This is a genomic window from Parafilimonas terrae (genome assembly GCF_900115755.1).
GTDB lineage: Bacteria > Bacteroidota > Bacteroidia > Chitinophagales > Chitinophagaceae > Parafilimonas > Parafilimonas terrae.
This window is the reverse complement of sequence record NZ_FOXQ01000004.1, coordinates 239,985-253,322: the sequence shown is the minus strand read 5'-3', so window position 1 is coordinate 253,322 and position 13,338 is coordinate 239,985. Positions and strand designations below refer to the sequence as shown.

At 36.7% G+C, this 13,338-nt stretch carries 9 protein-coding genes and 1 CRISPR repeat array; all 9 genes read right to left on the bottom strand.

Annotated features, from left to right (window positions below):
* Positions 1-57 precede the first annotated feature (57 nt).
* Positions 58-639, bottom strand: a complete 582-nt coding sequence (gene ruvA / locus BM015_RS09055) for a Holliday junction branch migration protein RuvA (protein ID WP_090657505.1) — start codon at positions 637-639, stop codon at positions 58-60.
* Between the two features lie 248 nt (positions 640-887).
* Positions 888-1,930: direct repeats of the CRISPR family, unit length 47 nt; unit sequence GTTGTGATTTGCTTTCAAACTTTATTCTTGTGATCTTTGAATACAAC.
* Positions 1,931-2,427: 497 nt separating this feature from the next.
* Entirely contained in the window at positions 2,428-2,733 is a 306-nt protein-coding gene (gene cas2 / locus BM015_RS09050) for a CRISPR-associated endonuclease Cas2 (RefSeq protein WP_090657504.1), read from the bottom strand.
* 105 nt (positions 2,734-2,838) lie between these two features.
* A complete protein-coding gene (locus BM015_RS09045) occupies positions 2,839-3,171 on the bottom strand; it encodes a four helix bundle protein (protein ID WP_218148462.1) in 333 nt (110 codons plus the stop codon).
* A 30-nt stretch (positions 3,172-3,201) separates the two neighbouring features.
* Positions 3,202-4,122: a type II CRISPR-associated endonuclease Cas1 gene (cas1, locus tag BM015_RS09040; RefSeq protein WP_090657502.1), complete on the bottom strand. Its 921-nt coding sequence runs from the start codon at positions 4,120-4,122 to the stop codon at positions 3,202-3,204.
* 78 nt (positions 4,123-4,200) lie between these two features.
* Positions 4,201-8,478, bottom strand: coding sequence for a type II CRISPR RNA-guided endonuclease Cas9 (gene cas9 / locus BM015_RS09035; RefSeq protein ID WP_090657501.1), 4,278 nt, complete (start codon positions 8,476-8,478; stop codon positions 4,201-4,203).
* A 356-nt stretch (positions 8,479-8,834) separates the two neighbouring features.
* Entirely contained in the window at positions 8,835-10,073 is a 1,239-nt protein-coding gene (locus BM015_RS09030; protein ID WP_090657500.1) for a hypothetical protein, read from the bottom strand.
* 327 nt (positions 10,074-10,400) lie between these two features.
* Complete coding sequence (locus tag BM015_RS09025; protein ID WP_090657499.1) at positions 10,401-10,769, bottom strand: ASCH domain-containing protein; 369 nt, start codon at positions 10,767-10,769, stop codon at positions 10,401-10,403.
* Complete coding sequence (locus BM015_RS09020) at positions 10,747-12,252, bottom strand: hypothetical protein (RefSeq protein WP_090657496.1); 1,506 nt, start codon at positions 12,250-12,252, stop codon at positions 10,747-10,749. The genes BM015_RS09025 and BM015_RS09020 overlap by 23 nt, the downstream gene beginning before the upstream one ends.
* 20 nt (positions 12,253-12,272) lie before the next feature.
* Complete coding sequence (locus tag BM015_RS09015) at positions 12,273-13,304, bottom strand: hypothetical protein (protein WP_090657494.1); 1,032 nt, start codon at positions 13,302-13,304, stop codon at positions 12,273-12,275.
* Positions 13,305-13,338 lie beyond the last annotated feature (34 nt).

Sequence of the window (13,338 nt, the reverse complement as noted above, 5' to 3'; positions counted from 1 at the left end):
CAATGCGAAGTTTTGTCAATTTCTATGTAGCCTGGTTAGGTAAAATTGCTCTATAAGCTATAAGTTTTTGAGTGCAAGTTTAATAATGTTTTCCACTGAAAGGTTATTGGCGGATGAAAGTACCTTTTTTATGGCTGTTTCAGCAATATTTTTTTGAATCCCCAAAGCTACAAGTGCATTCAGGGCATCAGACTCAACTGTATTAAGTGAATACGCAGATTGTGGTAAATTGGTTTGCAGGCGGTTTAATTTATCTTTCAGTTCCAATACAATGCGTTCGGCTGTTTTTTTGCCAATGCCTTTAATGCTTTCCAATTGTTTAGTATTAGCATTTGCTATCGACCTGATGATCTCCTCCGGTTTCAGCCCGCTCAGCATCATTCTTGCCGTGGAAGCGCCCACGCCGGAAACGCTTATGAGCTGTAAAAAAAGCTCTTTTTCTTCCACATCATTAAAGCCATATAATGTGTGCGCATTTTCAGTAATGTGCAGGTAAGTAAACAATTTCCCGCTTTCTTTATTTGCAATAGCCGAATAGGTGTTCAGGCTTATCTGCAAATCGTAGCCAACGCCGTTTACATCAACAATTACCTGCGAGGGCAGTTTGGTTACAAAATTTCCTTTTACAAATGCTATCATACAAAGGCATCAAAAATATGGCTTTCATTTAATCGGCAGATTATTTTATTGAAGGAAATGCCGGGAGATATTATGGTGGTACTGAAGCAGTATGCAAACGGCGCTTATTTATTTTATAAGGCTGTCATTTTCAGCGTTCAATTTTTGGCTGTGTTGCGGATAAATGAATTCCTGCCTGTATCGGGGCCTGATAATTTTTCGCCGGAGGATGTTTTCCTAACCGGAAGAAAAGGAGCCTGTAGGATGGAGTTGTGATTTGCTTTCAAACTTTATTCTTGTGATCTTTGAATACAACAAATGCTTTGCGTTTAACCCGACATACGATGTTGTGATTTGCTTTCAAACTTTATTCTTGTGATCTTTGAATACAACATACACAGAAAAAACATTTGCAATAAAGATGTTGTGATTTGCTTTCAAACTTTATTCTTGTGATCTTTGAATACAACCAACAGAAAAGACAGTAAGCATACTCACCGTTGTGATTTGCTTTCAAACTTTATTCTTGTGATCTTTGAATACAACTATGCCGCTTTCAACCAAATCAGCAATTGCGTTGTGATTTGCTTTCAAACTTTATTCTTGTGATCTTTGAATACAACTTCATCACGTTTGGCCCATTGGTTTTTCCAGTTGTGATTTGCTTTCAAACTTTATTCTTGTGATCTTTGAATACAACCAAAGAAGCTGCCAACGAAATAGAAAGCCGTTGTGATTTGCTTTCAAACTTTATTCTTGTGATCTTTGAATACAACATCTTCCAGGATATAGACGAAAACACCGGCGTTGTGATTTGCTTTCAAACTTTATTCTTGTGATCTTTGAATACAACCAGGTAATATTTCCCAGCCAGAGCAACCAGTTGTGATTTGCTTTCAAACTTTATTCTTGTGATCTTTGAATACAACGATTTAGAGGAAAGCAGGCCGAAGCAAGGGTTGTGATTTGCTTTCAAACTTTATTCTTGTGATCTTTGAATACAACGTTAAAAGAAGTTTTAGCGCCCGTTTTATGTTGTGATTTGCTTTCAAACTTTATTCTTGTGATCTTTGAATACAACTAATCGAAGGAACGTCCACATATTTGTCATGTTGTGATTTGCTTTCAAACTTTATTCTTGTGATCTTTGAATACAACTGCAGAAGCTGGTTGAGACGTTAGGCGAAAGTTGTGATTTGCTTTCAAACTTTATTCTTGTGATCTTTGAATACAACATGTATATAAGCACACCGGCACAAGCCCCTGTTGTGATTTGCTTTCAAACTTTATTCTTGTGATCTTTGAATACAACAGTTTAAGCCGAAAGCCTTACCCATAAAGGGTTTCAAAGAAAAACAGGAATGAAAAAATGAGTTTAAAACCCTGTGGGCAGTTTGAGTTCACAGGGTTTTTACTTTCCTAAGCATCCCGGTTACTCCGTGCCTTGCAATAATTTACTTAAAAATAGCGTGAGCTCGGGATAAGATTAGTCAGTGACCGTCATTTCGAAGGAGCATTGAATACGACCTTGAATATTGTGTGTATTATAAAAACTTTTTCAATAGAAGAAGCAATCCTGAAAGAAAACAAATAAAAAAGTGGACAGGTTAAAGAAAGAAAAATTGATCAATTCAATAAATCTAAATTTGGGTGAATATGTAGAAATTGAAAAATTTTAAGATATTATTCAAACCCTCTAAATCTCAGGAGATTTCTCCTATCGTCGAAATGACGTTCGAAGCGTTTTATATTTGCAGTCATCTTTAATTTGGTAATTCAGGTTTAAATATTTCTTATCCCGAACTCACGTTAAAATAGTTCTAATTGTTGGGGGCTATTTTGAGGTTCAGCCAGTTTCTTCCCATAAAAAACTTCCATCATCCCAAACTGCTTATCGGTAATGGTCATAATGCCTATATGGCCCTTTTCAGGTAAAATTTTCTTTACCCGTTTTATATGCACTTCTGCATTTTGCATGCTGCTGCAATGCCGCAGGTAAATGCTGAACTGGAACATGGCAAACCCGTCCTGCAGGATCTTTTTGCGGAAATCGGCGTATATCTTCCGCTCTTTTTTGGTTTCTGTAGGCAGGTCAAAAAAAACTAATACCCACATAATACGATATGCATTTAGGCGATTGGATTTCACTTTAATTGACAATTGACAATTTATAATTGACAATGGATAATTGGCAATTATTTGGAACTGAGTTTTGCGGTTTTAATTATGCTTGTCAATAACTGGAACAATTCCTTTATACCCGTTATTATTAAATTGAAGCCTGCCGGGATAATGTATCCCGTATCTTTTAAACAGGTATAACCAATATCCCGTTTCATTTCCTTCTTTTAATACAATAGATAATTTATGTATGAAACCTGCCTTGCTTTCTGCCAGCACTGCTTCCCGTATCAACGCACCTACTGCTGTTCCTGAACGCAGCAACTGTTTGCTGAGAATGAATTCTTTTTGGGTTTGTTGTAAATCTTTACACAAAAGGACAATGTTGATGGCAAAAGCATAGCTTTTCTGTTTAACTATATTCTCTTTCATAAAAAGGGTTTGTCAATTCTCAATTATCCATTACCCATTATCAACCATTTCAGGATACAACAGTTTCCGTTGTTCACCTGTATAACACCTTGCCAGCGATGCTGCTGTTCTTTGCGTGGCAATCATCAGCGGGCTGGTTTCATCGCCTAATAATACATCTATGGTTGGAAGTTTCAGCAACTGCACTTTCAGCTCCTGTGTTAAGTTTTCCACCGACGATGTTTTATCTATAATGCTTCTTACAATCACATCCACAAAAGGGCGGTAAGGTTCCATCATATCATCTGCCAGGCAGTAGGCGTTATAACGGTTGCGGTGAAATATGCCCAGCGCCGGTAACAAGCCGGCACCTGTTATCGCCCTTGCCATTGTAGCCCTTAAAATAGCATAACCATAGTTTAATAAATTATTAGGCGGCGGGCCTTCGCGTTTGCGGAAAAACTGCCAGGCATCCGGGAATAAATGACTCCAGTAATACGCAGCACCTTTGGCTTCGTTGTTGCCGGCATCGCCGCTTTTTACATCCTGCGCCAGTTTGGTGAGATAATTATGCCGGATGCCCCATTTTTTTAAAACAGCGGCCTGGTTGCTGAGCTTGGCTTTTATGGTTTGCTGCCAGAGTTGTTTTTTCAGCGGCCCGGTGGCTTCTATCTGTGCCCTGAACCTTTCGCTTTGAATGCTGTTGCTTTCCAGCGGCAGCATCATGCCGCTGGGATGATGCGTTTCGTTGCAGGTAATAACGGCGGCATTGTTAGCTACCAGTTTATCCAGTAAATAATGGCTGATGGTAATTTGCTGATGCTCCAGCACCAGTATGCCGATGTCTTCAATCGGCACTGTTTTTTCGGAAAGGTTTTCATAACCTTTTATATGTTCATAATTCACCACCATCTGCATATTGCGGCATTTAAGATGGCAAGGGTTTTCTATGCAGATGGTGCGTTTAATCATAAACGTTTTATTTGGTGTTGTAAACCCCGAGGGTTTTTAAAACCCTCGGGGTTTGTTTCGGCTTATCTTTAAATTAGCTTAATACTCTCCTATTGAAATTATTTGCCCAATGTGATTAATTCGAACTTTTATAATTCTATTCAAAGGAGAAGTGCTTCTAATATTGATATAAGCTGAATTTACAAGCTCTTTTTTTTCATCAACATTTGTTTCTAAATGATGACGAAACATATAATTTTTAGTTGCTAATTTTTGCACCCTAAACAAATTCGGGCTTATTGCCTTTCTATTCTTTGGATCTAACAAATTAATCTCTTTTGGATTAAAACCTGTTTTCTCATTTGGAAAGACAAACATTTCATTTTGTTTCATGGTAAATAAGAATTGCCAGCCGATTCCCTCATTATAGGTTTTATCTATAACTGGTTCACCGGCATTTACCAGCCTTATTGCGTCGAATAAGGATACAACCCTTTCCTGCAAATTCCCTTCAGCATCGTGATAAATAGCAACATGATGATTGTTTCCAGTGCTTACAAAATCTACAGGCATTTGCTTACCTTGTTCATCCAAAATAAAATTACCCAAATGATCTTTTTTATAATGCAACGGCTCTGCATTCTTTACGCCACTTATCGTTACTCTTTTTATTGCTATGCCTTTAGCTTCGTTCAACCATATAGGAATTTTTTCTAAATCGCTGAATGCTTTTTTAGGGTCATTGCCATAATCTTCCAGCCTCTTCAGCATTATGCGTTTTATTCCTGCATCTAATATTTTTTCGATTGTTTTTGCATCCTTAAAGTTTTCCGGCGTTACATCTTTACGAATGGAATAATCGCTTTCAAGCCATACCAGTTTTACCTTTTCGGGCAATACTTCTTTTTTAGCCTCATCCAAATAAATCGGGTTTTTGTTTAAGGCGTTTTTGCCGCCAAATGCTTTTTTAGGGTCATTATTATTTTCGGAAAGCCGTTTAAGTAAAAGTTTTTTGTAAATAGGATTGGCAACCATTGCTGTTGTTGCCTGATCAAAACCAGTTCCTATTTTTACTTCTTTACTTTCATAATAATGATATTTTCCATACACGGTTTCTTTGTGTAACTGGCCTCTTGGTGTAAGTTCTGTTTTTACTTTTTCGCCGGTTTTTGATTTTGTTTTATTCTTGTTTTTAGTAACAACTTTATTTTTGGCTTTATGTGATATAAGCACATTTTCCAAATGTTCCTTTACCACTTCACGAAAGTTGGGCATTGGCGCTTTAAACTTTCTTTTTCGGTTACCTAAATCGTCATACACCAATTCGGTTTCTTTTTCTTCTATTCTGTTGACGACAGGGTGCCACTTGCTTATTTCATCTTTTCTTGCATTAAGATGGTTAAGATATTGTATATGATTATGTTTAGTGAAAGCAATGGTTAGCGCATCCATAGCATGATGACGATGGTCATTGCGTTTGCTCCAGTCTGTAATGCGTTCTTTCTGGCCGCCATCTTTTTTGTCAATCATTTCGGTTAAACCCAAAGCACGAAATTTGGGCATATTGATTTCCTGCATCACATTAACCAAGCCCCAGTCTTCACGCAGCCTTGCAGTGATTTCACCGGTTGTAGAAACTACGCTGCGACAAATTTCCAAAAGCATATTTTTCGCTTTTTTTGCTATGTACTGGCTTTCTCTCAAGTCTCTTTCAATAAAACCATCTCCGATTTCAGTTTGCCTCTTTTGAAGTTTTTGAAATTTAGCCTTACTAATTCCTTCTTCCTTATTTTTCTTACCTAATTCAAATAAACTCGTAAGGCGGTTTACATAATCCTCAACAGCCTTATCGCCGTATTTTTCAAGAATATAGTCGTAAGCTGTTTTATTACCCTTATCCTGGTTGTCTTTTCTGAATATCACGGTTTTGTTTGAAAAGCTGTCATCAAACAAAGTCATTTGCGGAATAATATGGTCTACATCTATTTGTTTGGAAAAAAGAATTTCCCTCGGTATATAAGTATTGGTATATAAGTCTTTGTAGCCATTGTTTTTTAATTCTTCGTATAATTTATACCGAATGATATCGTTTCTTGTTGGATTAGGAACGCCAAACTCAGCTTGTAATATTTTAATGATTTTTTCATGAAGCAGTTTGGCTGCATTTATATTGCTCGTCATTTCTGCACGCTCCTTTGCATTCTTTTTCAGCTCGCGGGCAAGTTCTATGCGTATTTCATCAAAATGGAAATCTTCCAGTAAACCATTTGCTTTTCTTTTTTTGTTTTCTTCATCAATCAATGCATTTACTACGTTTATCATTTGATTGAGGATTTTTTCTACCACGGGACTGCGCAGTACATTTTTCTTCAATAAATCTAATCGTGGTTTTAAAGGTCGGCTTGCAATTTCTTCTTTTGTTAAGGATGATGCCGAATGCCTGTAGCCGGCTTCAAAACATGCCTTATCATAAGTTAATTCTTTCATGAACGGATACACTTTGCGCATGGCTTTACTGCTTAGGTTTCCGTAATCATCACTAAATGTTATATTCACTAATATTTTGGCATGCTCCGGTTTAAAGCCAAATTTGCTACAAAGCTTTTTCTTTAAACTAATATTATCATTGCCATAAGTAAAAATATCTTCGCTGCTATATTTCTTGTTATCATCTTCTGCTGAATATAATAAATGCCATAGCTGGTAAGAAGCTTGTTTCTCAAATTCTTTTCCATCTAACTCTGCATCAAAGTCCAGGATATTCGTATCAATCCCTAACAATTCAAAAATATCCTTAACCATTTTTTGAATCTCGGCTGCAGGTTTGTCTATTTTGGAAACATCTATTTCATCGCTTCCTGTAAGCTTGAGCAAGTCTTCATCATAACCTTCCTGCTCTACTATTTTAAAATAAGCATCGTATAAAAATTTGTTGGTGCGATTGCCTTCAAGTATGTTGTAATTGGCTTCCCAATCCTTTGATTTATACCCTAATATTTTTATTGCATCTGAAACGGAAATATTTCCCCTAATATTTAGTTCATTGAATAATTGTTGTTTGGCATCTAAGTCCGGGAAGAATAATTCTTTGGTTTCTTTATTGCGGAATTGAAGATTGTTCAAAACCTGCCATATTTTAAACTCCTGGAATAGTGGTGAAGATTTCGGCGCTACACGCAAGCCAATACGTTTCTTTATTTTCTGCCCGTTATTTTCTGTTTCAATCTCTTTGCTTTCAAATTCACAAAAGCTGATTAAACCTTTTTGTGATTTAAGCTTTCGTTGGTAAAAAATTATAATATCGCGGATTTCTTCCTTTAGGGCAGCGGTGAGCTGAGGATAAAATTTTGCCTGTGTTTCCCATATCTGCTCAAATTCATCTAAGTAATCCTGTCGATAAAAAACCTGTCCTTTTGTACGTGTATGCCGGTTTTGTTGCAGTTGTTCAAACAAGTATTGTCCAACGGTTTGTTTATTGAAAAATAATTCCTTGCTCCGGTCACTAATAGCCCCGAGATAGCCACTGGATTTATTAAGATCGTTATTGATTTCAGTAATTACGTAGGCAACTTCTTCTTTGGCAAGTTGCATGTTCGGCGCTTTGCTCCGCCATTCATAAACCTTTAGCTTCTTTTCTTCGCGTGTTCCTTTTATTTCGGCTGTATTAAACTTGTATTGCCCCCAAAACGCAGCCGATGTTGCGCGCTGGCCTTTACCTTCTAAATGTTTTTTAAATTCTTCTGTAAGAATTTCAGGATAGAATTGTTGCTGAAAATTCCAGACCTTATCCAATTCTGCAGTAAGGTCAGAACGATAAAAATCCGGCAGGTATTTCTTTCCATCTTTTAGTAATTGAAAGGCCAGTTGACCAGGTGTAAGATTGTCTTCATATAATCTTTTCGCCGCACCCATGCTGTCTACAACCTGGCCTTCATCATCATTTTTCGCCTTGCGGCTGCTTTTATAGCCACGTTTTTTATTAATGGCCAGCAATACCCTTGCAAACGCTTCTAATCCTATCTGATCTGTTGCTGCCAAAGAACGCAGGGCATACGTAGAATGCGTTGTGCCTTTGCCATCCTCCGCAAGTTTTGTATCATCATTGATGATTTTATTAACTTTTAATACCTCAATCAAATTATTGCGTCGAAGCTGGTACCTGTCAAGGCTGCGTCGCATGCCACGTTTTAAGGTCCTATCTGCATTGACAGAAACAGGTTTGCCTTTTTCAAAATTATTTTGTTCATCTGTGGTAAGCGGGTTAACCCTGGCGCCAATCAGTTCAACAGAAGAGTTTTGGTGGTTTTCATCTTCAATAACTTTGGCGAAACCTATGGAGGTCGTGCCTAAATCAAGGCCTAAAATTTTTTTGTTCATTTAATATAATGGTTTACGTTTGTTGTCGAAAGCAATTCACAATAATGGATTATTCCGTTGTGAAAACATTAAGCGCCTCGTCTTACAATACGGGGCTTTTTTATTTCTACGCTTTGTAATTTACATTGGACTATTTCAAGCTCAGCAGTTATTCAATCTAAAGTCCGGGTTTACATTAAGCTTCGTTAGATAACCAAAGTTATTTATTTTACCAGTACAAACCAATGCTTAAACTGGCTGTAGCAATGCAGTTATAAACCGTGTTAAGTTATTTCCATCCAGCCTGCAAAAAATACGGGAAACCGTAAATAGGATGTTTATCAACTTAAATTATGCCGTTATTAAAAGCCCTCATTTCAAAGCTGCTCTTCCTCACTTTTAAAATGTTTGTATATGCTGTAAAAGAAGCTGCGCATTTCGCTGCTTTCAATAAAGCTGCGGGTGGTGTGCAGGAAGGCTTCACCAAACGGTAAACTCTTTTTACCGGGATGAAGAAAATCATATTCATTCAGCCTTGATTTAAACTGGTGCAGCAGTGGTGCATGTTCATTGATGTATATTTCCAGCGTTCCTCTTAAATGCGTGTGCTGCGTGCTGCGCACGGAAAAGTACAGTGCTTCCCCTTTCATTGTATTCTTCCTGAAAGCGGAACATTCAAAAATGCAATTCCGCATAGCCAGGCCTTCTTCATGAAAGACTGCAGCATCATTCAGCAGGTAAAAAGCCAGGCCGCCAAAAGTGAATTCCATAGTGGCCGGTAAAAATGGAATAAGCGGTCCCGGTTGTTCCAGCCCGTTCTTTATTTTTATATGCAGCAGGTCTTGCATTTGCAGGGCATAGGTTTCTTCCAGGCGGCTTTGGGAAAGGGTATAGTTTACTTTTCGATGCATCAAAAAACTATTGTTGATAAACTCCTCCATCTGTACTAATGTGCGGCGCAGTTTTTTATCGCTGCAAAAATGCCTTATGTCCCGCTGCAGGTTATTGGAAGTACAGAGTATTTTAAAGAATAGTTCGGTGTAATTTCTTCGCTCCTGCTGGCTTGTTAATTTCATTACAATGCCATACAGCCGGTACGCCGATTTGTAGTCAATATTACCTTCAACATGATAGCAGTGCTGCAGGTAGAATTTCCAGGCAGTGCTTTGCGCCGTTATTTCTTTAGCAAAAAGTTTATGCAGCAAAGCAGTGCTTTGCCCGGCAAACGATACATCTGTTTCGGTAAGAAAATCAAGCCCCAGTTTTGCTCTGAGCTTTCCTGCTGTTAAAAACCGGAGCATGTTGCTGCGGGCTTCGGCATTGCCTTTATAATACAATTTGTTTTCAGTTTTCCGGTAACTCAACCAGGCCATATTGCGGCGGTATATAAAGCAATGGTTGTACGAAGTGTGCACTGCAAGGCTGTTGGCCAGTATGGAAAAGTTGCCGGAAGCACTGTATTTAAAAATACAATAGGGCACTGCATCAGCAGGTGCGGTAAGCTTTGCCAGCAGCAGGCAGCCTTTTGTTTTTTGCTGCCATGACAGCAGAGCATGATATTGTTCTTTTTGAAGTATGCTCTCAAAAAACAATGTAGTGTAGGGTTTCTTTTGCATAAACAAAAATTGGGTGATATAAAGGGATGATAATAATAACAGGTTGACCTCATCCCAACCCTTCTCCAAAGGAGAAGGGCAAGAAGGTCCCGAAATCTGTAAAGTTTAGGCGAGGTCAACTTGAGAAATTTAAACCCTTCCTTATCCCAAGCCCACGCTCTTTAGTAAAAACATTAGCCTGCTGAAAAGAATTGGAGAAGTTTTGTTTGCCATAATTGTTTTTATAGCAAACCAATAAAAGATGTAGTATGTATCCTACATGTAGGGCAGGTAAATTACGAGGTTGGAGAAGTGTTTTATAGGAAGATTACAGAAAATAGTTAATAGCTATAGGTATATAAAAGACTGGGGTGGTAACAGGTTGTAATCTTCTTTTAATGATTTGGGTTGCTTATACTTCTTTTGATTTTTTATTTTAATTGCAAATCCTTCTTCCTTGTTGGAAAAATATTGAAAAAAGTACTCTTGTGTTATACCCGAAAATTCTTGTGTTTGATGCCAAAGTTCATTTAAACTATTTTTAATAATAAAGTCGATTTCAAATTCGCCAATAACTTTTTGAATGGGGGACGAAGCATAAACCACAACTTTTTTAACGTCTTTGTTTTTAAAAATGGTTCGCCTGAATTCAAAAAGTTTAGTTCCTGCAAATATCTTATCAGCAAACTCAGGCTTAATCGACAATAAAACTTTCATTACTCCTTGTATCTTTTAATATTAATTCAAATTGATTCTTTGTAATAGGCTTAAATCCTCTCGGTGCATCATTAATGCCTTGCAATACTCCTAATTCAATTAATCGCTGCATATTGATACGATGTGGGAATGAGTAAACATATAAAAACCTAATGACAAAGGGCCTTGAATTTTTGTTATAATTCCACATTGCTTTTAATTCTGTTTCTGGAAACACGCTGCCTTTTCTGCATTGTTTAATAAAATCACTTTCTGTTTCAATATTATAAATTACTTCCTGTACCAGACCTATGGTAGAAACTACACTTTTGTAATAGCCTCCAGTTCTATAGAAAACCAGTAAATCACCGGTTGATGGATGTGGTAGCATTGCCCTTGAAATATATGCTTTACTAATGCCGTTACGATGCGGAAAATCTTCAATAAACTCTAAAGGTGATTCTGTATTAAGAATGGAATCTGGAAGCAATTCTGTGTGGTACTGCTCGTAAATAGGAACGATATAGATGTTTCTATTTCTGGAAATGTAAGGATAGTTTTCCTTTAAATAACTGATGTCGAATGTCGGGGTAAAATCTCTTACATATACACGTTCCCCTCTTTTCAATCCCCAATAGGAAAACCCCCATTGTTCCATCAATTCTATTAACCGTCTTTGTTCCTCTCTATGATCAAATATTGTTACATAAATTTCCTGTACTCCATTAGCTAAGGCATTGTCAAAAATTATCTTCATAAAGCGCTCACCCAAACGAAAACCATTATTGATAACCTTGAACGTACCAACCTTTAATCTTTTTTTAGGCACAAATACGGGCATGATATCAGAATAGTTTTCACCTTCAGTTTCAATTTTTAAATAAAGAAAAGACAACATCAGGTTATTATCCCTATTTATTGTCACATAAGCTATTTCGTCAGATTTTTTTATAAACCAGTGTTCAAAACCAGGGTAGTCTTCTTTTAAACTATCAAAGAAATGATCATTAAGATTGATTTGTCCAAAATATTCTTTACGTACATTTAAAACCTTATAATTAATAAGTTCAGGGTGTTCTGAAAATATTTTCTCAAGAAAGGAGTCAATTTTAAATACTCGATCTGATATATTAAGTTCTTTCGCTTTTAAATGAATCTTTTTGTCTTCTGAAATTAGGATATCAACACGATCTGCAAAAACTTCATTTAGTAGCAGTGAATCATTAATATCATTTTGGTTTATGTCATACTTATCAGATACGGCTTTTACATCTTGCTGTAACGGCGTTGGAAACTTGATTTGCTCATAACTGTCAAGTTTAGTCATGAACGCTTGTACTGTTTCTTTATTTGGATTTCTATGAATTTCTTGGATGGTTATAGGGTGTATACATTTGGTGTACTGAGCTCTGTCTAACCATCGAAAGAGAATACCAATATCCTGTTCCACAACACGCCCAGCTTCTCTATGTATTATAATATTGGTATCTAATAATGCTTTCATATTTTTTGCATTCTTTTACTTTAGGTTTTGAGAGTTAGCTCCTTTTTTGATGCTTTAAATTTTGGCCAAAGGAAATATAAAAACGTTACTACAGTGATTAATATCGCTATAATAAATTCAACAGGTAGTTGTTTCCAAACTGATGTTTCCTTATTAATGCCGGTTCTGAAACCCGGTAAAAACAGTAGGATGCCGGAAACCATATTTATTAAAATAGCTAAGATATATTGTTCCGGGCCGATTCGTTCTTTTGTAAATATTGAAAAGAAAGAGAATGATTCAGAATTTTTTTTCTTGTTGAATACAACTATCAATTCATCCTGCTTTACTCTTTTATCGCCAAGATATTTAGTAAAAGCGTCATACTCAAGAGTTCGTACGCTTTTGAGCGAATCATTTTCAAAGAATACAATATCGTAATCGTTGGGAATAATAAAGAAGCAGAAACAGGCTTTGATGGCACAAAAATTTCTTTGCGAAAAGAAGGTAAGCATTTGATCTGGGATATTTCTTCTTTCATTCACTTTTATATCGTAAACGATAGTTGATTTGCTAATACCTTTTTTATGCATAGATATAGCAGGCATTTGCGGGGTTATAGCAAATCTGAAATAAATATTCGCATCTGCTTGAGCTGCTCTGTAATGTTGAAGATCAATTTTTACTTCAAGTATATTATTCCCTTTCCTTATAATTGAAATAGGTAAAATGCATAGATAATCCCTATTGGCAAACTCATGAATGACACCAAGTTTATTTCTGCCATCGTCCAACGATTGAGTCTGCTTTATGGAGTCGTTGAAAATAAATCTGCTATTTTCAGAATTGCTAAGTTTCTCATATAAATCTTTTTCTCCTGCCGATTTAGAAAGCCAAGGGATAAATACGTTAATATTGAGCTGGTTTTGAGGAAGAGAGTTTTTAGAAACTTCGAAGCCAAATTCAACTAAAGCACTGTTGTTCTTAAATTCCCATAAACATATATGTGAACGTTCAATCACTACCGGATTATTCGTAACAACATCTGAGAAGACAAAAAATGAATTATCCATTTTTCAGGTGTTAGGTTTGGTTTCTATTATAATG